Origin of the sequence: Picosynechococcus sp. PCC 11901 (genome assembly GCF_005577135.1) — a bacterium.
GTDB lineage: Bacteria > Cyanobacteriota > Cyanobacteriia > Cyanobacteriales > MRBY01 > MRBY01.
Window position 1 is genome coordinate 458,529 of record NZ_CP040360.1, and the last position, 22,748, is coordinate 481,276.

At 47.0% G+C, this 22,748-nt stretch carries 19 protein-coding genes and 1 tRNA gene; 7 read left to right on the top strand and 13 right to left on the bottom strand.

The features are described from left to right. Window positions 1–94: 94 nt before the first annotated feature. The 4 genes from FEK30_RS03230 to FEK30_RS03245 all read right to left on the bottom strand — a co-directional run bounded on the left by FEK30_RS03230 (window position 95) and on the right by FEK30_RS03245 (window position 6,066). Window positions 95–1,636 carry a tetratricopeptide repeat protein gene (locus tag FEK30_RS03230; RefSeq protein ID WP_138071770.1) on the bottom strand — a complete coding sequence of 514 codons (1,542 nt, stop codon included), beginning with the start codon at window positions 1,634–1,636 and terminating at the stop codon, window positions 95–97. Next, on the bottom strand, window positions 1,636–4,539 hold the full coding sequence (locus FEK30_RS03235; protein ID WP_138071772.1) for an NERD domain-containing protein: 2,904 nt from the start codon (window positions 4,537–4,539) through the stop codon (window positions 1,636–1,638). Before FEK30_RS03235 ends, FEK30_RS03230 begins: the two co-directional genes overlap by 1 nt. Window positions 4,540–5,083: 544 nt before the next feature. After that, window positions 5,084–5,320: a CDGSH iron-sulfur domain-containing protein gene (locus FEK30_RS03240; protein WP_065711449.1), complete on the bottom strand. Its 237-nt coding sequence runs from the start codon at window positions 5,318–5,320 to the stop codon at window positions 5,084–5,086. A gap of 44 nt (window positions 5,321–5,364) precedes the next feature. Beyond that, entirely contained in the window at window positions 5,365–6,066 is a 702-nt protein-coding gene (locus FEK30_RS03245) for a pirin family protein (RefSeq protein WP_138071774.1), read from the bottom strand. Window positions 6,067–6,188: 122 nt separating this feature from the next. On the opposite strand from FEK30_RS03245, the gene FEK30_RS03250 reads away from it, so the two are divergent. After that, window positions 6,189–7,085, top strand: a complete 897-nt coding sequence (locus tag FEK30_RS03250; RefSeq protein ID WP_138071776.1) for a LysR family transcriptional regulator — start codon at window positions 6,189–6,191, stop codon at window positions 7,083–7,085. Between the two features lie 59 nt (window positions 7,086–7,144). Here the strand turns inward: FEK30_RS03250 and FEK30_RS03255 are convergent. From FEK30_RS03255 to FEK30_RS03270, 4 genes are all read right to left on the bottom strand, one after another. Beyond that, window positions 7,145–7,226, bottom strand: a tRNA-Leu gene (locus tag FEK30_RS03255). 127 nt (window positions 7,227–7,353) lie between these two features. Then, window positions 7,354–8,607, bottom strand: a complete 1,254-nt coding sequence (locus FEK30_RS03260; RefSeq protein ID WP_012308313.1) for an MlaD family protein — start codon at window positions 8,605–8,607, stop codon at window positions 7,354–7,356. Between the two features lie 57 nt (window positions 8,608–8,664). Next, complete coding sequence (locus FEK30_RS03265; RefSeq protein WP_030007725.1) at window positions 8,665–9,459, bottom strand: ABC transporter ATP-binding protein; 795 nt, start codon at window positions 9,457–9,459, stop codon at window positions 8,665–8,667. Window positions 9,460–9,511: 52 nt separating this feature from the next. Beyond that, a complete protein-coding gene (locus tag FEK30_RS03270) occupies window positions 9,512–10,249 on the bottom strand; it encodes a DUF3153 domain-containing protein (RefSeq protein ID WP_065711453.1) in 738 nt (245 codons plus the stop codon). A 117-nt stretch (window positions 10,250–10,366) separates the two neighbouring features. Between FEK30_RS03270 and FEK30_RS03275 the strand changes: the two genes are divergently transcribed. Further along, entirely contained in the window at window positions 10,367–11,638 is a 1,272-nt protein-coding gene (locus FEK30_RS03275; RefSeq protein ID WP_138071778.1) for an RNA-guided endonuclease InsQ/TnpB family protein, read from the top strand. A gap of 14 nt (window positions 11,639–11,652) precedes the next feature. On the opposite strand, the gene FEK30_RS03280 is transcribed toward FEK30_RS03275, so the two are convergent. Both FEK30_RS03280 and FEK30_RS03285 read right to left on the bottom strand, forming a co-directional pair. Next, window positions 11,653–12,951: a TldD/PmbA family protein gene (locus FEK30_RS03280; protein ID WP_062436707.1), complete on the bottom strand. Its 1,299-nt coding sequence runs from the start codon at window positions 12,949–12,951 to the stop codon at window positions 11,653–11,655. Window positions 12,952–13,116: 165 nt separating this feature from the next. Further along, on the bottom strand, window positions 13,117–14,109 hold the full coding sequence (locus tag FEK30_RS03285; RefSeq protein WP_012308319.1) for a ribose-phosphate pyrophosphokinase: 993 nt from the start codon (window positions 14,107–14,109) through the stop codon (window positions 13,117–13,119). A 279-nt stretch (window positions 14,110–14,388) separates the two neighbouring features. Between FEK30_RS03285 and bioD the strand changes: the two genes are divergently transcribed. After that, window positions 14,389–15,102: a dethiobiotin synthase gene (gene bioD / locus FEK30_RS03290; protein ID WP_138071780.1), complete on the top strand. Its 714-nt coding sequence runs from the start codon at window positions 14,389–14,391 to the stop codon at window positions 15,100–15,102. Here the strand turns inward: bioD and FEK30_RS03295 are convergent. From FEK30_RS03295 to FEK30_RS03305, 3 genes are all read right to left on the bottom strand, one after another. Beyond that, entirely contained in the window at window positions 15,056–15,715 is a 660-nt protein-coding gene (locus FEK30_RS03295; RefSeq protein ID WP_138073727.1) for an ABC transporter ATP-binding protein, read from the bottom strand. The two genes, bioD and FEK30_RS03295, sit on opposite strands and share 47 nt — an antisense overlap. Window positions 15,716–16,250: 535 nt before the next feature. Then, window positions 16,251–16,889, bottom strand: coding sequence for a cofactor assembly of complex C subunit B (locus tag FEK30_RS03300; protein WP_030007730.1), 639 nt, complete (start codon window positions 16,887–16,889; stop codon window positions 16,251–16,253). Window positions 16,890–17,038: 149 nt separating this feature from the next. Further along, entirely contained in the window at window positions 17,039–17,539 is a 501-nt protein-coding gene (locus tag FEK30_RS03305; protein ID WP_065717150.1) for a pentapeptide repeat-containing protein, read from the bottom strand. A gap of 408 nt (window positions 17,540–17,947) precedes the next feature. Between FEK30_RS03305 and FEK30_RS03310 the strand changes: the two genes are divergently transcribed. The 4 genes from FEK30_RS03310 (at window position 17,948) to FEK30_RS03325 (ending at window position 22,687) form a co-directional block, all read left to right on the top strand. Beyond that, the gene (locus tag FEK30_RS03310) at window positions 17,948–18,475 is read left to right on the top strand and encodes an FHA domain-containing protein (RefSeq protein WP_062436206.1); all 528 of its coding nucleotides are present in this window, start codon (window positions 17,948–17,950) and stop codon (window positions 18,473–18,475) included. Between the two features lie 33 nt (window positions 18,476–18,508). Beyond that, the gene (locus FEK30_RS03315) at window positions 18,509–20,461 is read left to right on the top strand and encodes an FHA domain-containing protein (protein WP_138071782.1); all 1,953 of its coding nucleotides are present in this window, start codon (window positions 18,509–18,511) and stop codon (window positions 20,459–20,461) included. After that, window positions 20,458–20,898, top strand: a complete 441-nt coding sequence (locus FEK30_RS03320; protein ID WP_065711458.1) for a hypothetical protein — start codon at window positions 20,458–20,460, stop codon at window positions 20,896–20,898. Before FEK30_RS03315 ends, FEK30_RS03320 begins: the two co-directional genes overlap by 4 nt. 172 nt (window positions 20,899–21,070) lie before the next feature. Next, entirely contained in the window at window positions 21,071–22,687 is a 1,617-nt protein-coding gene (locus FEK30_RS03325; RefSeq protein ID WP_138071784.1) for a protein kinase domain-containing protein, read from the top strand. Window positions 22,688–22,748 lie beyond the last annotated feature (61 nt).

Below are 22,748 nucleotides of genomic sequence, written 5' to 3' on the forward strand. Positions count from 1 at the left end.
TTGAATGTAAGCAATTAAACGCAAACGCGTCCGCTTAATTTGCATTGTTACAAAGCGGGGCTTGGATTTTGATTAGTATGGATTTTGAGATTCATTATTCACCGAGCTTTAATATTCTTGTTCGTTCTTTTTTCCCATCTTTAGCAGGCAAGACTTTAAAAATCACTTTTGTTCCCACATTTAATTCAGTAGTTAAATGCCAGTTTGATGAAGCTGTGAAATAGTATTCATCACCTTCTGACTTGATAAAGCCGTCTTTCCCACGTTCATTGTCATGTAGTATTTTTATTATTGCGCCTTGCAAATTATCAGAGCCGTTTCTAGGTTTTGATGTTCTACATTTATTGTCACTTTTGTTAAAGGGAACCTCGATTAATTGCTTTTTTGACGATTTTTTGAGCCTGAAACAACGAGGATACGTTGCCGATCTGGCGAAATTTTGAATTTTTCGAGGTTCCCTAAAACCATTCCAATAGTTCTTTAGCTCTGATTTGAGGGTTTTTAACTCATTAAAAGGAATTTGTCTTTGTTCAAATTGATGCAATTCATCAATTATCTTTTGTGGGACTTTCCATTCTTCGTCTTCTCGAACAAGTTTGGAGAGTGTAAAATGCTTGAATGCTAAATCGGATTTACCTTGCTTTTTTAAAATCTTTCCAATTAAGTAAAGTAGGTCAACTTTGAATTCAAGGGAGCCGAAATTATTAATGGCATCAATTGCCATTTTAAATGCCGAATCTAAATCGTCTTTCTCATAATAGAGTTCTGCTAACTCTTTTTGAATGAACCATTCACGTTTCTTTTTAAGGATTGTTTCAAGTTCTTCAATTGTATCTTCTGTATTCCCAAGATTTTTCTTTGACAGAGCTACTCGTCTTGAGAACCAAACATCATTAGAATAGTGGAAATTTTCAATCTTTTCAAGGGCTTCTTTGGATGTGTCAAAACACTCTCGCCATTCACCCAATTTCATTAAAGCTTTAGTTTTATACGCATACCAATTTTCAAAGTCGGATGCCAATTCGATATGCTGGGTGCGTCCTTTTCGTTCGACCTGAATAGTTGAACAGTCGGTTGAAAGCAAAGTAGGATCAATCTGGTTGCAAAAATTATTTATAAGTTTCCAGTTAGGAGCAGATTTTTTCTTCTCCGATTTAAGAACAATAGAAAATAGATTTGAAACAAGCGTTTTTGAAAAATCACTATTCAACCCCAGAAGAATGGGAATTAGCGTTTCTATTCTTTCAATGAGTTCATTTTTGTCGTAGTGAAAATTCTGTTGCTGAAAATCGTCTTCGTCTTCATCAAATAATTGCGTTTCATCATCAAAGTTACTTACGTTCTCATTTTCTGCTTTATACTTTGACCACAAAAGCCAACCATACGCAGTTAGGATTCTTTCTTTTTGGCTATCTGTAATTTCAATGCCATATATTTTTAAAAACTGAAATCCAGCATCAAATTGATTAGTGAATCTGAGGCAAGAAACAATATCAGATACGATATATTCATTATTTGAAATTTGTTCTTTAGAGAAACTGGTTTTGTTTTTCTTAAAATAAGAAAGGGCATCTGAATACTTTTTCTCTTTTTTAAGGTCTGCAATGTGCCTGCTGAAATCAAACATTGATGCCATTAAAATTCCATTAATTTGTTTAAGGCAGATTTAAATTCTGCCCAGATACTCTCATCAGAATAGTAGTTTGCTCTGAATCCAGTAAAAAATCCACCAAGATCATAATCGACCAATACAATTAATTTTGCTGATTCACTTGATACTTTTAAAGAATCCAATTTGTTTGATTGAACTATATAGTTTACAGATAGTCCCAATGCTTTAAGTTCTTTGATTATTTTCTGATACGCTAATTTTCTCCAGTTGTCATTTATGAAAGATAGATTATTTTCGACACTTAATGGAGACGTTAATATCTCTATAATTTCATCCCCAAATGATTTTGGTTCAGATTTCATTACTGTAGGTAGATTCACTCTACCGTTATCCCGATAATAAATTGAAATCTTGCATATGTTGTTTAATTTCTTGATTTCATAGGTTTCTTGGTTCCTGTTATGAGATATTGTGTTAATAATTAACCCATTATCACTCAATTTACTGGTTACAAAATGAAATATTTGAAGTAACTGACTTGCATTTGCTTCATCGAACCTGTATTTCTCAACGGTTGATAAATCCTTGTTCTGAATTTCAACTTCAATATTGGCTTTGAATAAAATTCTGTCATCTGGTGCAATTCCTTTATTATGGTCTTTAAGGTCATCGTTACCAATTTTATGAAATGGCGTGATTGGTTCGTAATTAATAAAATTTACTTTGTTTGTAGCTCTTATTAGTCCCGTATAAACCCACTGAAAGTATTTTTCGTTGGTTTTACCTTCTAATCCAGCTCCTGGGGTTAAATTGAAAAATATTTCATCCCATTTATAGGACATTGATTTATGAACCGTTAAAGCCCATCCAAATCTCAACTGTGCAGCATTTTTAAATTTGTAATAATCCGTTGCTGGCATATTGCTTAGTGCACGTTGAATTTTGCGGGAAACTTTAGTTTTTACTCGCTTACCATCTGCCAATTGAGCCAAAAGAATTTTGTAGGATATGATTTCTTCCTTTGAAAGTTCTCCTTTACCACTTAGTCTGAAATTTTCTAAGCTGAGAAAACTAAGCGTATGATTTGATTCCTGTAAGTTGATGATTACTTCACGGAAATTTAAAGGGGTGATTAGTTTTTTCGTTTTGGTAATCGTATTTGATACAGATACAACTTTTCCAAATTGTCCATTGAAAATCTTTTTCGGTTCAGCAAAAGGGTCGTTTTCATCTTCAACTCTTATGTTGTTTCCAAAAATGACTAAATCCCATTTTGTTAAGTCATTCCCGTTTTTAAGGATTGAGTTCTTTATCCAGAAATTTACTTTCTGTGCATCAAAATTTGAGTAACAAAGAATATGTGAACTTGAAGTTGAGTTCAAAGACTTTTCAATTGCATCTTTTAATTCACCCTTGGATGATATTTCCAAAGAATCGCCAAGGTCAAATTTTAAGTTGTTAAACGACTGATTCCGAATGCAGTTAACAGCTTTTAATCCTTCTGCAACAATCGGAGATTTCTTTTCTTTATCAACAAGTTGAAATGCTTTAGCTTCAAATCCGTATTCGTCACTTAAATATTTAGGATTTAGTGCAGATTCTTCTTTTTTACCTATCGAAAGTTGAAAGCTATCCCCCACGAAAATAATTTTTCGTTTTGAGTTTTTTAGGTCTGCAAATTCAATAAAGTCCTTCAATAACTTACCAGAGCCAAATCTCAAGTCAATAGATTGATGGTAATTATCTGAAATTAGATGAGATTCATCCACTATGAATATCGCTTCTTCCGTGTCGTCAGATTTTTTGAGTGGAACGACTTCTAAGCCAAGGGAACCTCGATTAATTGCTTTTTTGACGATTTTTTGAGCCTGAAACAACGAGGATACGTTGCCGATCTGGCGAAATTTTGAATTTTTCGAGGTTCCCCCAATTTTGTCTTCGTCTTGGATTTCAGTTTCTTCTTTTTCTTCAGTTCCTGAATTGGTAATCTTACCACCGTATATGTAAGAATAGATGCTGTCAAATTCTAAGTTCGTATTCTTCAATAAGTTTTTGGCTACTCGTCCAGATGAAGCAAATAGCTTTGCTTCTGGAATTTGATTATTATATGCTACATCCTGTATGAATGGAATCAAATGTGTCTTTCCACTTAAAGATGTTCCTTGAAGCACAAAAAAACGATCGTCTTGTGATTTTATGAAAGTTTCGATTTCTTGAAGTGCAGACTTTTGGTCAGGGTAAAGGTTTTCAAAATCTAATTCCGTTTCATATGTTGTATAATCGGCTGTTCCTCCGTAATTCTCGGAAAGGTCAAAGGCGTCTGCTCTGAAAACTTCTTTGAACACATCATAGGATTCTTTTGTAAGAGAAACTTCTTTATCAGTAATGTCAATAACATCCTTGATTTTTTCAAGGTAATTGGATTTGTCAATTATAAAGAAGTTGAGCTCTTCCTTTGGTGGAATGCTTCCAATTAATTCTATAGGTTTCTGAAAACAAACCATTCGCACCGTGTGATAAGGATTGAAACAGTCTGACGTTGGCAATTTGTCTAATATTTGATTTTCTACAACTTTTATAAATCGTTCTTTTTGATTTTTTAGTTGAATGAATGGATTGATAGAACTCCCACCCTTAATTATCTCGCCTTTTTCATTGGTCCACTTGCCAAAATCAAATTCTGACTTTGCATTTTTAGGTAGGGTTATTTTGCCACCAAAATTTTTAAAGTCAATGATGCATACTGCTTTTTCAGTAATCAGAAACGCATCAATTTGAAGTCTTTTTTCAGCTTCACATTCAGAGTTTGCAATTAGAAGTCCGTCAAGTGAATACTTGTCAAATAAGTTTTTTAGGTTTTCTGCAAACTCCCTAAAGAAAGTGTTTTCATAATTCTTGGCTGCTGTTCCTTTTCTTATTTCAAGCATTTTATTTCATTTTCAGATTCGATAGAATCGACGTACCGTTTTTTTAGATTGATGCTTAAGTAAGGCAAAAGTATTTTCCGCTTTATAATTAAGGGCTATACTGCACCTGCGACATAACAACTCAAATCTACCAGAATATTACCGCAGATTATAGCTACAGAATAGCGGTCAGGAGACAAATTACAGTTATTTACCAATTGATCACCACTGCCTTTTCCATTTTCTTTAGTGCCACTGAGGTATTTTCAGGCTCAAGCATTGTTTGTCAGGCAGAACGGCCCAAGCCTTTTCCTTCCATGGCCTGAATCAGTTATCAAGCCAATACCCGCTTAAGGGGTAAATCGTTAACCTCCAAGAAAAAACCGGTATGCTGATTGTTTTTCATTTTGGCGATTTTTGGCGATCGCCTTACGGACATAAATATCGGCATCAAAAATGGAGAGCTGATCGCGTTGGGTCAAGTAAGTCTTGCTATACTTTTTCCCGTCGCAATGCCCCCCATCAAACCGATGATTCCCGGCTGCGTCACCGTACGCGGATCAGCTTATAGTTTGGCATGGCTGCCATCACAAAACGGCGCATCCTGGGTGTGCTTACAAAGACACAATGTCACTTTTTTCTTCTCTTCTAGGGTGAACTTTTGGGGCTTGAATTCCGTGCCTTTGTGGCTGCCATCACAAAAGGGTTGATCCGCAGATTTACCACAGGCACACCAGAAATAATCGCCGGCCTCAAGTTCTAGCGTCATGGGCTTTTTCGCCGCAATTGTTGGTTTAGCCATATTCATTTTTCCTCTATAAACTTTGGGCAATAAACTTGACTGACCTAGGGCAAATCAAACAATAGAAATTCCGTCTCGGCCCCTTGACCTGCAAAAATGAGTTCTGTTTCGCCACTGATGCCAGCCCCATCGCCCGCTTCCATCGTAACGCCATTCACCGTGAGGCTTCCTTTGACAATCTGTAGCCAAGCCCGACGACCCTCTGCCAATGGATGGGTGACTGTGGCTCCAGAAGACAACAGCGCCGCATAAATCGAGGCATTCTGGTGAATTTTTACGGAGCGATCGCGCCCATCGGGAGAAGCAACAAGCCGTAACTGATTTTCTTTTTCTTCCGGGGCGAAGTAGGTTTGCTCGTAGCTGGGTTCTACATTCAGTTGATCAGGGGTAATCCAAATCTGCAATAAATGCACAGGCTGTTCTGACGAAGGATTAAATTCGCTGTGCAAAATGCCAGTACCCGCGCTCATGCGTTGCACATCCCCAGGACGAATAATCGAACCATTGCCAATGTTGTCTTTGTGGGCCAATTCCCCTTCGAGGACATAGGTGACGATTTCCATATCGCGGTGACCGTGGGTGGCGAATCCTTTGCCTGGGGCGATGTAATCTTCATTGATCACCCGCAGGTTAGAAAAATTCATGTGGGCTGGATCGTAGTACTGGGAAAACGAAAAACTAAAGTAGCTCTCTAGCCAATCTAGTTTGCCACGACCCCTTTCAGCAGAGGGACGGAGTTGAATCATAAAAACCTCCGAGGCGTTTTTTAGCGGGTTTAGGTGATTGCTTCTATTGTAGATTGCCGCCAAATAAAAGACAATAAGCTATTTTTATATACAGAATGTATCTTAAAAAGAAACAATAGGCCATGGATAAGTTAGCCAGTTTGTATGCCTTTACCCAGGTGGTGGAAGCGGGAGGATTTGCGGCGGCGGCACGGCAGATGAATGTGGGGCGATCGGCGGTGAATAAGCTAGTGATTGCCCTCGAAAATCACCTCCAAGTTCAACTCCTCCACCGCAGTACCCGCAAGGTGACACCGACCCCCACGGGCCTCGCCTTCTATGAAAAATGCGTCCAGATTTTGGCGGATCTAGAGGAGGCAGAGCTATCAGCTTCGCAACTACACGGGGAACCCAAAGGCTTGTTACGGGTAAATGCGCCGATGACCTTTGGCCGGATGCAGGTGGCCCCCCTCGTGGCAAAATTTATGGCCCAATATCCCCAGGTGCAAATCCAACTCACCCTAGAGGATCGGTTTGTGGAGGCGATCGCCGAAGGTTATGACCTTGTGATTCGGATCGCTGAACCCGTCGAATCGGCCAGTCTCATTAGTCATCCCCTCTGTGAGACAAAACTAAGCCTCTGTGCGGCCCCCAGCTACCTGGAACGCCATGGTATCCCCCAAAGTCCTGGGGATCTGGCTCACCACAACTGTTTGCGCTACGGCCCCACAGGCAATACCTGGCATTTGGTCGGCCCCCAAGGGGAAGTTTCTGTTAACGTGTCCGGCTCTTTTTGTGCGAACAACGGTGAAGCATTGGCGATCGCCGCGGCAGCGGGCTTAGGCATTGCCCAGTTACCCCAATTTATCCTCGATGCAGCCCCCTGGACAGAACAACTCACGGTGGTCTTGCCTGAATACAATCACCGCACCCTCAGTACCTATGTCCTCTATCCGATCAATCGCCATCTTTCTATCAAGGTAAAACTCCTGTGCGAATTTCTCCAGCAACACCTTGCTGCTGCTGATCCTTCAGGCTAACTTGAAACACAAAAAAACCTTCCCCTGAGGTTTGGGAAGGCTTTCTGTTTTTTATGGTATGCGGATGGCGAGACTCGAACTCGCAAGGATCGCTCCACACGCCCCTCAAGCGTGCGTGTCTACCAATTCCACCACATCCGCTCGTTTTGACTTGAACGAATATAGCATACTCATTTGGCGATCGCCAAGAGTTTTTGAGAAAAAAATTATCCAATCTCTGAAAATGGTTCTTGTCTTTGCCGAAAGTCTCCAGCCGATTTCTGTCTGGTTAATTTCTGGACTGACCTTGGTCTGGGTTTTGGGACTTGGAGCGTAACGAGATTTGTCGTTGCTGGTTATAAATAGGACGTTGTTGCTCGATGCGATTAGCCACCTGAATCTGTTGTTGCAGTTGATCCGTCGAGGAAACCAACTGACTGAGACCATTCACCAAATCAATCAGATTTTTCCGAAACTGCGGATCTCCGGTTAGCTCATCCAGGTCTGAGGTGATTTTTTGAGTATTTTCAAAGGTGACCCGGGCTGCATCAAGGGTTTTTTGCAACATCAACACATTGGTTGGATCGTTCAGAGCCGTTGAGACATCCTTGAGATTTTCCGAAGCCGTTGCCGCGTTGGCCGTTAGCACCGTGAGATTATCCAAAATTTCCTCGGTATTTGCTGCACTGAGATTTTGATTGACCGTATCGAGGGTTGTATCAAAGGAAGCCAAAGTACGCTGCATTTGATCACTGGTGCGCCCAATGCTATTGAGGGTACCCACCAGGGCCTGGCGATTTTCGACCACAAGGCTATTAAAATTCCCTGTTAGCGTATTCACCTGTTCGAGGGTGCGGTTGAGTTGATTGGAACTGGTCACTGCCGCATCACTAATGGCTTGGGCATTCTCGGCAAAATTATCCACTTCCCCCCGCACTTCCTGAGATAACAGCGCTAATTCTTCGGTAAGGATCGCCACCTGGGCCGCCGCATCACTGGAATTGTCTGCCAAGGTACGCACAATTTCAAAGAACTCTGGATCACCATACAGTTCACTAAATTTAGTGGTGTTGCGGAGCACCTGCTCGAAGCTCACCCCGATCACCCCCTCTAGGGTTGTACCATCACAGAGAATTGCTCCTTTTTCCGGGCAGTCCGCTGCGAAGGGACTCTGGGCCATTTCTGCTTGGGTTAATTCTGTTTGGGGAATAATTTCGAGGGAGGTTTCTCCGATAAGTCCCCCTTGGTTTGCCTCGACCACGACCTCTCGCGGCATGATCAGATCGGGGGTTTGGATTTGAATTTGGATCTCAACGCCATTGCTGGAAGGTTGTACGTCAATGATGCGCCCCACCTCCAGGCCCCGGTAGCGGACGATCGCCCCCTCTTGCATCGCATTGGCATTGTCAAAGCGGACATTAATCGAATAGGTGCGTTTCCCCAGGGTTGCCCCTGTCAGCCAGATGAGCACGACGCCGAGCAGGGAAAGTCCAGCGAAAATAAATAAACCGAGGGAGCCTTCTTTGAGGGTACGCGATCGCATTGGATTCGTCAGTAGGGGGGATAAATTTACGTTTTATTGTATGGGGGAGGATGAATTTTAGCCGATAACTTTAATCGGGCCTTCCACCGCCGCGTCAAAAAACTGGCGCACGAGGGGATTATCGGTCTGGTCAATTTCTGCCACTGTCCCCGTCCATTGGATCTTACCGCCATAGAGAAAAATAACTCGGTCAGCGGTGCGACGAATCGTGCTGTCCTGGTGGCTGACCATCACGTAGGTGCCACAAACCCCTTGCATTTGCTGGAGATGGCGCACGAGATCTTCAATCACCGTTGAGGCAATGGGATCAAGGCCAGCGGTGGGTTCATCGTACAAAATAATTTCGGGATTGTCCTTCGGATTATCGGGGTTGGCCATGATTGCCCGGGCAAAGCTAACTCGTTTGCGCATCCCCCCAGAGAGTTGGGATGGGTAGCGATCGCCGACCCCCGACAACCCCACCATATCCAACCGTTCTTCTACCAATTCGCGAATGGTTCTCGCAGACAGGTTTGAATGTTGATAGAGCAAAAAACCAACATTTTCCGCCACAGTGAGGGAGTCGAAGAGGGCCGCCTGCTGGAAGACCATGCTGATCCCAATGGGATCGTTGCCATCCTCGATCAGTCCCCGGCGTTTGATGCCATTGATATAAATTTCCCCTGCATCTGCTGCCAGTAGTCCCGCAATAATTCGCAGGATGGTGGATTTCCCCGTACCAGAGGGGCCAATAATCACGAGGGCTTCTCCCCGATAAATGCTCAAGTCAACATCATCGAGAATGACATTTGACCCGAAGGCCTTGGAAATTCCCCGCAATTCAATTAAGGGTTCGGCTTGGGTGGCAACCATAGGACGCAAAAGATGAGGGCAATTGATTTTAACAATAGCGATAGATCCGCAACTACACCGGCAAACGGCGATATTTTAGGTAATAACCCAGAAATAACAACGCCACTAGGCCCCCGGAGCCAAGGCCTACCCAACTGGGCACCCAAAAGGCCACTTCCAGATGATTGAGCTGCCCCGGTTGTAATGTCCAAATTAGGCGATCGCCTTCCTTGCGGGTGACGGGCGCCGCCGTCGTGTTGCGATTAATCACCCGTGCTCCCAAAGGCGTTTTTAGGCTGACGTCTAAATCCAGGAGGGAACCGGGACTGAGGATCAAACTGCCCCGCTGGGACAAAACGCCCAAGGCCCGCAAATCCACATCCAAAGTGGCTCGGTTACGTTCAAACAAAAGCCAGTTTTTTTGTTCAAGGGCGATCGCCGATTTGAGTTGTACCAAATCGAGATCCGTGGCCTGGAGATTTTGTCCTTCCGGGTTAAAAAAGTCATTGAACTTTTCTACTAAATCTGCCCCATTGTGGAAGGGAATTCGTACATCCAACTCCTGGGTCGAGAGCCGCTGGGCAGAACCATGGAGCCCCCTAGCGCGTTTTTCCACACTTTTGAGCCAGTGCTTTGCTTCTTGCTGATTAAAGTTCGTAAACTCATCCCCCAACTGGAGATGCTGGTGAATTTCGCCATGGTGCTGGTGGTCGAAGGCGATCTCCACATCATAGTCCACACAACCCGCCAGGCAGAGGACACACACACAACAGAGACTCAGCAGTCGGATCAAAGATTTCACAGGCATCATCGCTCACAATGCAGGGGCAAGTATGGCAATTTTAACTAATGAGGAGTTCGATACCCCAAAAATTGACACACTATTTATCGATTCTAACAGGAAGTGCAAATCTGTTAGAATGTAGCTATGTTGAATTTGACCTACAGCTACCGAATCTATCCAGAAGTTGACCAAGAAGCACAGATGCTTGATTGGTTGGAGCAATGCCGTCGCGTGTATAACTACGCTTTAGCAGAGCGCAAGGACTGGATAAATTCGCGTAAATGTCCGGTCAATGCTTGCAGTATCAGACAGGAATACATCATCCTTGCTGACGCGCCATATCCCGACTACTACAAACAGCAAAACGCGCTGACCAAGGCAAAAGGGGTTATCCCAGAACTGAAGGCAGTTCATTCTCAAGTCTTGCAAGATGCTTTGAAGCGGCTGGATAAGTCGTTCAAGTTTATGCAAGAGAGAGGGTTTGGATTCCCTCGTTTCAAAAAGCTCGGTCAGTACCGCTCGTTTGTATTTCCGCAGTTCAAATCGAATCCAGTCAACGGATTTGAAATAAAGCTGCCGAAAATTGGAGCCATGCCCATCAAGCTGCATCGACCGATTCCAGAAGGATTTGAGGTTAAACAGGTGCGGATCCTGTTCAAGGCATCGGGTTGGTATGCTCAACTGATTCTGCAAGCCGATGTTTCTATTCCTGATGTCACGCCCCATGGCGAACCCATTGGCATTGACTTGGGACTGGAGAAATTCTTGACTGTATCGACGGGTGAGTTGGTGGAGCGCCCTCGCTTTTTCGTGGATTTGCAAAGCAAGCTTCGATGGCTGCAACGCAAATTGAGAAACAAGAAAAAGGGTTCTGCTAATTACCGCAAGATTCAAGCCAAGATTCGCAAACTGCATGAACACATTCACAACGTTCGCCGCGAGTTCCACTTTCTGACGGCTCACAAACTTTGCGATGGTGCTGGCATGATTTTTGCTGAGGATTTGAACCTCAAAATGACCAGTCGCGGTATGTTGGCAAAGTATTGTTTGGATGCTGCTTGGGGGAGTTTCTTGGAAATTCTCAAGTGGGTTGCTTGGAAGCGTGGAGTCTATTTTGCTAAGGTTGACCCCAATGGGACAAGTCAAACTTGCCCTCAATGTGGAGCGCACACTGGCAAGAAAGAACTGAGCGAACGAGTACATCATTGCGATGAATGTGGATATGTAACTGACCGAGATGTTGCTGCCGCTCAAGTGGTAGAACAACGAGGTCTTGCTAGCACTGAGCAATGTCGAAGTGTAGCCGTTGGACAGACGGTGATACTGCCTGTGGAGGAAGGTTGCCTGGGAACCCCGATGAAGCAGGAAATCTCAAGAGCGATCTTGGGAAGCCCGCGCTCTACCCGCTTCGGGTGAGCGTCGGGAGGATGTCACACCGCCCTGGACGCAACCCCCAACTTGCCGAACAGAATCGCTGGCATATAGGCACTACCACCAACCCATTCGCAGGTGTCACTAAAATCAACTAAATCTGCAAAGGCTTCAAAGATGCTGCCCGCCACCATGGTATTTTTCAGGCGACCAACAATTTCGCCGTTTTCGACTTTGTAACCGAGGTCGAGGTTCACGGAAAATTCTCCAGCTAGCTGATTAGATTGACCCGCTCCTAACACTTGATCAACGATCACGCCTTCCTTCATGCCCTTGATCAGCTCCGTTAACGGGGTTTTCCCGGCCCCCATGCAGAAATTCACCATGTCGGGACTGGGACGAGAAAGACCGCCCCGGAAACCGTTCCCCTGGGCCTCGGCGTTGCCCCGGGCGGCCCACTGGCGATCCCAATAGAATTGCTGGACAATGCCGTTTTCGATAAAGGTTTTTTTCTGGGTGGGGGTGCCTTCGTCGTCAAAGGGACAGGCAGAAACGCCAATGGTGGGATCTTCGTAAATACTTAGGCGATCGCCAAAGAGTTGTTCGCCAATTTTTCCGGCGAGGGGTGAGGCTTTTTGCACGACCACTTGACCGGAGAGAATCGTATCAAACAGGCCGCCGATGGCGCTGAGGGCCGCCCTGGGGGTAAACAGCACCGGGTATTGGCCGCTGGAAATTTGGGCCGCTTTTTCGGCATTGGTATATTTTTCGATGAGGGTAGCGAGGATTTTGTCATAATCCGGTTCCCCATCCTTGGCGACATCGTAACCGTAGGCATTGAGGAAATCTTCCCCCTGGACAAGATTTCCCCCCAGGCTGGCACTAACAATTTTGCTGTTGCGCTCGCCGTAGACGCCGCTGGTAGTGGCCAGTTTGGTCTGACCGGAGCGGATATGGAACCCCGCACTGACGAGAATATCGTCGTTGTAAGCCCGTACTTTTTCGATGAGGGTTTCGCCAATTTTTACCAGTTTTGCGGTTTCTGGCAGCACATAATCGCTTTCGGGGACAACCCCTTGAAAATCCTTGGCAAACTCAAAATCCACGGGATCACCGATTTCTGCCGTGGCGATCGCCGCATCAACGACATCTTCGAGGCGCGTTAAATCCGTGGCACTGGCAAAGCCCAATTTCCCATCGACGACCACCCGCAGGGCAACCCCCTGGCTCGCTTTGGTTTCGAGGGACTTGAGGCGATTATTCTCAAAATCGATGGGAGTATCACGGCTACTGCGGTAGTACACCTCCGCTTCGATACCCTTTTGTTTGGCGAGATCCAGGATTTGCTCAACTACCATAAAACTTTCTAAACACAATTTGAGAATAACGGCCGCTCCCCATTGTAGAAGATTCTTTTGGATCACCGGGGGCGATCGCCTTTGGCTGAAAATTGCCTAAAAAAAAGAGGGACAAATGATCTTTCCCTCCCCAAAATCAATTAATTGTTCTAGCCAAGCCAAAATTTACCGAAACATACTGCTCACAGAACTTTCTTCGTGGATGCGCCAAATGGTTTCACCGAGGAGATTGGCCACCGTCAGCACCGTCAGTTCTTCAAATTGCTTGTCGGCAGGCACCGGAATCGTATTGGTTACGATAACTTCCTCAAACAGACCACTGGAGAGCCGTTCCACCGCAGGCCCAGAGAAGACTGGATGGGTCGCACAAGCATACACTTCCTTGGCCCCTTCCTTCTTCAGTAATCTGGCCCCTTCCTGGAGCGTCCCAGCGGTGTCGATCATGTCATCGACGAGAATCGCGGTTTTTCCTTTAACTTCCCCAATGACGTTCATCACTTCGGCGACATTGTGGGCCTGGCGACGTTTATCAATAATGGCCAGGGGCGCATCATCTAACTTTTTCGCAAAGGCCCGCGCCCGCGCCACCCCGCCCACATCGGGAGAGACCACCACAATATCCTCTAAATTTTTGCTTTTGAGATAGTCAATGATCACCGGGGAACCGTAGACATGGTCACAGGGAATGTCAAAATACCCTTGGATTTGCGCCGAATGGAGATCCATCGCCAGCACCCGACCGGCCCCTGCCTGGGTAATCAAGTTAGCCACCAGTTTCGCTGTAATGGATTCGCGACCAGCGGTTTTGCGGTCAGCGCGAGCATAGCCATAGTAGGGGATCACCGCTGTGATTTGGCGTGCCGAAGCCCGACGACAGGCATCGATCATGATCAACAGTTCCATCAGGTGATCGTTGACCGGACGGCAGGAGGGTTGAATGAGGTAAACATCGCAACCCCGGATCGACTCTTGCACCTGGATGTACATTTCACCGTCGGCAAACTGCTTCCGGATCATGGGGCCAAGATCCATGCCCAGATAACGGGCCACTTCGTTGGCTAGGGGCAAATTCGCCGATCCCGAAAAAATCCGGAGACGGTTGCTATCGGTGGGGGTTTGCAGAACAGATTGTAAGGCGAGGGTGGCGGAGTGGCTCACAGCAGAATAAACCTCTCTTTCGGTTTGATAAAGGACATCCAAGGGATCAGTGCAGACACCATAATCCTCCTTTTGGTCGTTTCGATGATATGTGTTACCAAAGTACAATTACTTAGCCCCATTTTTTAGACTGGATAGGTACGGTAAAACCATTGGGGGCAATCATCGCCACTGGAAAGGATTAGGGTTAATAGAAAATAAAAAAATTGTTAAGGAAGGTGCTGATCTTCAGGGTCTATTGTACTCAATAAACCTTTAAATTCAATTTGAAATTTTTCTATGCTGCAAAATTGCTTGTTAATCGCGGGAACAGACACGGAAGTGGGGAAAACAGTGGTCAGCTCGGCCCTAATTGCCTATTGGCGTCATTTTCTTCCTTTTTCTCGGCTAGGGGTAATCAAACTACTCCAGACAGGGATCGGCGATCGCCAATGGTACGAAAAATTCTGTGATGGGGGAACAGTTCTCAAGGTGCCTTTGGAGTATGAAACCCCGGTTGCGCCCCCGGTGGCCGCTCGCCTAGAGGGAAAAGCCATTGATCTGGGGATCGTCTGGCAGGAGCTCCAGGATTTGAGTAATGCTCAAGATTTTGTCATTGCTGAGTCCCTGGGGAGCTTGGGATCGCCTGTAACTGACGAGTTGACGGTGGCAGATTTGGCAGGGCAGTGGAAGTTACCGACGCTGTTGGTGGTGCCGGTGAAATTGGGTTCTATTGGTCAGGCGATCGCCCAGGTGAGTTTGGCGCGGGAACGGAAGATTAATCTCAAGGGAATTATCCTCAGTTGCGGTACCCCCGAAGCCATGGGACAAATTGAGGCTTTGACGCCACCGACCATGGTGCAACAGTTCACCCAAATCCCGGTGCTTGGGGTCATGCCCTACGTAGAAAATTTGTTGGATGCCCAAGCCCTTGCCAAAGTTGTCGCCCCTTGGCACCTGGAGCAGTTTATTCCGCCGACGTATTTGCGACCCCAGGCTCCTTTGTTACAGTAACTTGACCCCGATCAATGTGCCAACAACGGTCGGCGATCGCCTCTAGCTCGTGGGGATCATGGGTGACGATGAGCAACGTCCAATGTTGTTTGAGTTTCGCCAGTAATCTTGCCAACTGCGATCGCATCGACCAATCCAAGCCCGCCGTCGGTTCATCCAACATCAACAGGTTTGGCTGGCGAATTAATTGCACCGCGAGGGATAAACGCCGTTGCTGGCCGCCACTCAGGGCATGGGGTGAAGCCTTGAGATCCAAATTTTCGAGACCCACCTCCGCCAAAGCATCTTGGATTTGTTCTAGGCGTAATTCTGGATGGCCAAACCGGACTTCCTCTAAAATCGTCGAGGCGCAAAAGTGACGCTCCGGAAATTGAAACACGAGGCCCGCCAACTGTTGCAAATGGAGATTTGTTAAGGTTTGTTCTTGCCAGCGGATCTGCCCCTGGGTCTGCTGGGCCAAGCCCGCCAAAATTTCGAGTAACGTCGTTTTCCCAGAGCCACTCGGCCCCACAATCATTCCCATTTCCTGGGGAGCTAACTTAAGGTTCACCTGCTGCAAAATCGGCTCAGGCGTTGCCGCAGGATGGTACACCAAATCTTGGATGTAGAGCATTGACAGGCCCAAAGAGAAATCTTTTCCCAAGCTACCATAGCCGTTTGTGTAAGGGGGCGATCGCCTGGAAAATCGACCGGGTAAACTTGAGGCCAAGTATTTACTTTTCTTCACAGAAAAAATTGTTTTTACTCAGTGAAGAATAAACTTTCATTGAAAGTAATTGTTTTGGTCAAGAAACCCTGTTAAATTAAGAATTGAAGTTAGATAGAACTTAACTTCCCTGGCAGATAAAACAGCCACTGTCTGAGTAAAGTAAAGTTAGTTAAGGAGATAAACCAAGCTGTTTCTTTGCATATCTGTCTCGTCGAACGAAGCAAAACCACTCAAGCGCGAAATCCATACTTCCAACCACCTGTAGCAACAGGGAGCAACCTAACTGAATAAACTGTCAAGTCGGGCAGCAAGATGATTCAGTTAATGTCTCCAGAGAGTCTTAGTTAAAGGGTTCCGGAAGTTCTCAGGAAAGTAGGTTCTGGGTGGTTTTGTTCTATTAAGATTTAATTTGTATGGGAAACTCTTCACCCGAAAATCCCTAAACCTCCGCAAGGGCGATCGCCAATTTCTCAGCAAGAGCTGCGACCCAATTTTCATCTTGTTTTGTATAGCTGCGGGGAATATTTGTCCCCAAAACCAAGAGACCTGTTTCACCGAGGGGCTGACAAATAATGCCCTGGGTATTTTCTGGTAAATAATCAAATTCAACCCGCCCCGGATACATTTTTAAGGTCACCAGATACACTGCCTTTTGGGTTTCAAGAACCCGTTTGGCGATCGCCCCAACATTAAAATCTTTTTTCGCCCCAAAAATGCCCCGCCGCAGAATTGTCTCGCCATCACGGTAAACCACCACCGATTTCGTCACCGTATTGGTCAAGAGTAGGTGGGATGCCCAAGCCAGTTCTGTTTTGACAGCGTCCGGCAGATCTTCGGCCAGCTCAAACTGCTCTTCTCCTTCTAGAATCACCGCTTCTGGAGCCTTGGGCTGGATCTGTTCCCACAGCAAGGTGGTCAAAATCAAAACAGCACTGAGAATCACCCCCACCACGTCGGAACGGGCCTGGGAATCACTAAGGGCGGGAGTCAGTAAACGGTTCACCATCAACATAGTTCCCCCGATCATCCCGACGGTAAGCGGTAGATATTGCAACGGATTGCGCCCAGAATCAGCCATGGTAAACCCCAAGATATTTTGTTTCAGCTTCCCTGAATTTATCGTTGAAAGTCAATAAAACCCCAAACAAAAACCACCTCGCCAGGGTCGCTCAGGTGGTCAATGGGCAGTGATTCAATATTTTGATGAAACTTGATCGCGCAGAAAACCTAGGGGCAGTATAGGGTTGCTGCGGTGTCACGGCCTGTGGTGGGATTGGTGCCGCTGGCCAGTTCGCAAAGCTTGTCATTTTCCCGCGCCAAGATCAGGGCATCAGTAAAATCGGCCCCTTCAATGACTGTGGATGGCGTAATTTTGACGCTGGCGAGGAAAGCCCCCTCTAGGTTGGCATTTTTAAAGTTCGCGTGGCCAATGCGGGCAGAATCTAAGACGGCACCCCGGAGATCAGCCCCTTCAAAGTTGACGAATTCGAGATTAGCCGAGAAAAAACGCACCCCCCGCAGGTCTGAGTAACTAAAATCGCAGCCCCGGAGACTGGAGAGATCATAACTATTGTCCCGCAAGTCCTGGTGGGAAAAATCCTCTTGAATAAAGGTGCGCTTGTTGTAGTCTACGGCCCAGGCCTTTGGTGGGTCAAAATTGCCCCAGGCGAAACTTATAATCCCCATAACCAAGGCGATCGCCATTAGCCGTTTGCACATTGCTAGCATACCAGTCAGCTCCCAAGCTCTTTTCGTAAAATTCACTCAAGCCTATTTTATCGGGAATCGACCCCAACAAAATACGTCCGCAGCATTGGCCTGGATCAAAAAAAGTGTCTTTTCTCCAAAAAAATAATTCGCTTTTTAGAAATCCTTGAGGACAGTCGTTGAAAAATAGATTCACCTTTAAATGTCGATCAATTTCCCATAGAAAAGAGTTGATTTGTTCAAAAAACTATTGATTTAAAAACTAAATTTTTGACAAAGAGCATCACTAAATCGGCATGAATAAAGCTAACATCTGGCCATTAAAAACCATAAAGTTTCTGCTTCTTTTTAGCGGATGATTATTATAATTTGACAGAAGACAAAGCCAATCTATACTTAGACAGCTACGCGCAGTCAGTCTTGAGGACAATGGAAAAATTAACCCTAGCGTGGTCGTTACAAAATCATCTACACCACTACACATTCCACCAAGCTGCAACCACAAAAGTTGCCCAAAAATTGCGGATTGGCCGAGACCCAGCCCAGTGTGACATTATCTTTGCTGACCGCAGTGTTTCTTCCCTCCATGTTGAGCTATTTTTTAGTGCGGCCTTAGATGCTGCGCTCATTCAGAATCTGCGTCCCTCTAATCCTCCCCTCATTGATGGCTTCCAACTGACCCAAGGAACAGCCAATCTATCCCAGGGCAGCCAGATTCAACTGGGTCGCATTCAATTGCAGGTATCCCAGTTAGTCCTACCAGGCCAAGTTCAGGTGGCAGCCCCGCCCCAACCCCAAGTCCCCAATACGGCCTCAGCCTACGGTTTAAAATGCCCTAATCCGTCCTGTGGCAAGGTTTCTCGGTATGATGAGCAAGTGCTTAAACAAGGATGTCCTTGGTGTGGATTTTCCTTAGCCGCCGCAAATACGGTGATGATGGTGCGGCCACAGTCCTAGGGTTTCTCTTGTTTCTCCTCAGAATTCATTGATATGACAACATTGCAGCAGGTCTGGTTAAGCTGGAAAGATCCCCTCACAAGTGACGTGCAAACCTTAGCCCTGGGGTTACCCATTGCCATTGGTCGTGATGCCAACAGTATGCCGACGGCGATCGCCAATGGACAACCTGTCGCCAAATTAACCCTCAATAGCTCCCAAGTTTCTCGGTACCATGCCCTCATTTCTCTCCAGGCCGATCAACTGTGGATTGGGGATCAAAATAGTAGCAATGGCGTGTTTGTGAATGGCCAGCGCCAAACCCAAAGGAGCTTGAAATCTGGGGATGTGGTGCGGATTGGCCCCTATGAAATTTCGATTACCACCACCGCCCCCAACCAACCTGCGACCCAGCGCCGCTCCAGCGATTCTTTTATTCAGGTGCCAGACCAACAACTGCCGGATCCCCCCAGCAGCAGTTCCCCATTAGAAACCTTTCCCCCCGCAGAATTTCAAGCGCAGTATGTCAGCCCCCAACAGTTATATGCCACCGGATTGCCCGTCGAAGAGATAGACTATGTGGCCATTGGGGCCGGGCTTGGCAGTTATATTTGGGTTGATTTTTTACGGGTTTACGGGGTGCAGGCCCAGCAAGTTCGTGCTTTGGGCCTAGAAGGAAAACCCTATGGCCGCTACCAACGGCTCTGCTTAAACTCGCAAATTCCTGCCCACGAGCGGTTGCGGTCGAACTCGGATTCTTGTCCGGACAATCTCTGGGGTTGGCCGAGCTATGCGCTACGGGAAGCCTACGGAGACTTTCTGCGGGGACATTTCCAGGCAGCTCTACGGCATCTCTGGCAGGTCTTCACGGAACCGATTTTGACGGAAACCTATACGCCTCGTTCTGGCAATGTCTTCAAATCTATCGACCGGGAGGCGGCACGGATTGGGTGGCACCATATTTATCGCTTTGGGCGGGTGCGGGCAATTCGGAAAACCGATGATGGTCGTTATGCGATCGCCTATTCTGCGGGACGGGGGCGCCATGCCTTTGTCATTGGCCGTTATGTTCATCTGTGTACCGGATATCCGGTGATCCAATTTTTGCCAGATCTCCAGGACTACCGCGAAAAAACAGGGGATTTTAAAACGGTCGTCAATGCCTACGAAGAACATGACCACGTCTATAGCACCCTCGAACGCCAGGGGGGGACAGTCTTGATTAGGGGTCGAGGGATTGTCGCCTCTAGGGTGATCCAGCGCATTTACGAAGCCCGCCGCCGTAACCCCAACATTTCGATTTTGCACCTAATGCGATCGCCAAAACCCGTGGGAAATAAATTTGGCCTGGCCCAGCGACCCGTGAGCAACCATTTTGAACTGCAACCGTTTAATTGGCCTAAGGCCTGTTGGGGCGGCACCCTGCGCGAACAATTAGAAAACGCTGCCCCCAGGGAACGCACTAACCTCCTGGCCGATTGGGGCGGCACCACCACCGCCGATCGCCACGACTGGCGCGATATTATCCAAACGGGTTTAGATAAAGGCTGGTATCGAATCGTTTTTGGGGATGTCGTAGCCGTCGAACCCGATGCCCAAGGACGTCCGGTGACGCGGATTCGCGAAAAAGGCATCACAGGGGAACTCACCCTCACCGCCAACTACATCATTGACGCCACAGGTCTCGATGGTAAAGTCAAATCCACCCCCCTGCTCAATGACCTCGTGACCCACTACCAACTAACCCTGAATGCCCTTGGCCGCTTCCAAGTCAATAATGATTTTGAAATGCCGGAAATGCGTAACCGCTCAGGACGAATGTACGCCGCCGGCGCCATTACCTTTGGTGGCCCCCATGCCGCCGTCGATAGCTTTTTGGGGTTGCAATACTGTGCCCTAAAATCAGTAGAAGCCTTGGCCCAGGAAAATGCTTCCCAGGTGCGCCCTTTGCATCCCTTGGCTTCCCTATCCCAATGGTTTAAGTGGATTAACAATCAAGCCCCATGACCCCAACACTCCTTGGCCGCTGGCAAACTCGACTTCTTTTGATGGGTACGGTGGGTGCCCTCCTCACAGTCTGCTTTGCAGAGGGACTCTGGGGTAATCCCGTTGGTGCTGTCTATTGGGCGGTTTGGGGTTACATCACTGTTTTTGGCCTTGGCTGGGACTGTCTTTACATCTATTTACAAAATTACCGTTGGGATCAAGATTGGCCGGCGATTCTACAATGGCTGGCGGCCCTCTGGGAAGGGATATTCTTTTTGCTTTTGTGGGCTGGCTTACCGAATTTTGCGGGCGTCGCCTTACCCCTAACCGCAGATCTGTCTTTAACCTGGTTTGTGATTCACTACGGCTCGGTTTGGCTGGGGATCTTTGTGGTGTCCCAGAGTTTGATGCGCATCTTATTTCCCCTGTGGCGTTTCCATGGTGGACGTTGGTTTTAGAAACGAAATTTTCCCAGAGGCGGCCTTGATATTTGACGGTAAGTAGAGGGCGATCGCCTTTTTGCAGTGGGAATTTCTCACCTCTAACCAGACTTTTGAGATTCTCCGTTTATGATGAAAGCATCAAAGGCCCCAAGTACTCCTTTGACATCGCGAAATATAACCTGAAGCCATGACGAAACAGACAATCGGTTCTGGTCGATATCAAATTCTCCGTGAGTTGGGTAGTGGAGGATTTGGCGTCACATACCTCGTAAAAGACAGCTACATGCCCTCCCAGCCCATCCGGGTCGCAAAACAGCTTCGGCCCATTGAGGATCAATCCGAAATCTATCGTCTGGTGCAGGAACGTTTCCAACGGGAAGCCGTATTACTAGAAGAACTCGGCAGCAATCCCCAAATTCCGAGCCTCTATGCCTATTTCGAAGAAGATGGCAAATTTTACCTCGTCCAGGAGTACATCGAAGGTCAAACCCTAGAAGCACTTTTAAAAAATGAAGGGCCCCAGTCCGCCGCCACCGTCCGGCAAATCTTGGTGGATACCCTCGATATTTTGGAATTTATTGAAACCAAACAAATTATCCACCGGGACATCAAGCCAGAAAATATCATTCTGCGCGCAGCGGACAAAAAACCTGTGCTCATTGACTTTGGTGCAGTCCGGGAAATTATGGGCACCCAAATGATGAGCAGTGGTGCCACCCCAAAAAGCTCCATCGTGATCGGTACCCCTGGATTTATGCCCCCGGAACAGGCGTCCGGTCGGCCCGTTTTTTCGAGTGACTTGTATGCTCTCGCCCTGACGATGGTCTATCTCCTCACCGGAATGATGCCCCAAGATTTTCAACATGATCCCATCACCGGCGAATTAACCTGGCCCAGTCAAAATATCGCGGATCAACATCTGGTGGCGGTGCTGAATTTTGCCATTAAGCCCAATCCGAAAGAACGGTTTATGACGGCTAAGGCAATGCGGGCGGCCCTTACAGCGGCGATGCCTAACAATCAAGCCACGGAGGTCATGCCAGAAATTTTACCGACCATCGTTGCCTCTACCATTGCCACAGCACCAGTTGGCACGGGTTCCAATGCTAATGCTGCGGCTGGTACGCCGGTCACACCGCCAACAGAGATTACCGGGGGAGGCCAAGCCCCACCGACCTATCACGTGGCCGAAGAGCTTTCTTTTTCGGCGGCAGATCTACAACAGAACAGTTCCAAAAAACGCGGCGCTCCCTGGGGATTACTCCTGGGTTTAGGGCTACTGGGACTGGGTGGCTACCAACTTTATCAAGTGGTGCAACAACGTCAAATTGCTGGGGAAGTCCAACCAGGGGTAACGCCCAGCAATCCGGATCCGGGGACAACGCCACCGGGAAATGGAGAAAACCCAAATCCTAACCCCACTAATCCGACCACGCCAGCAACCCCGACAACCCCCACACCAACAACACCCGATCCGGTTATTACCGCCCCGACTGATGGCGTCTTTTTTGGGGCGATCGCCTTTTCGGAGGCCACCGGGGAATATGGCTATGTGATTGATGTACCCACCCAAGCAGAGGCCGAGCAAGCTGCTGTGGAAGATTGTGAATTTTTTGCTGCGTCCGGGGATTGCCAAGCCCTGGTCTGGTTCCGCAATGCCTGTGGGGCGATCGCCATGGGGCCAGAGGCCTATGGCAGCGGCTGGGGGGCTGATATTGAGAGCGCCGAGGCAGCAGCCCTCGATGTGTGTAGTGATTTTGGCTCCGGCTGTGAGGTGGTCGATTCCATTTGTACGAGCCAATAACCATTGTGGGCCTGGCTTCCCAAGGGGTAGAGTAATAATCAGTTTGAATTTTCTTGGGTTT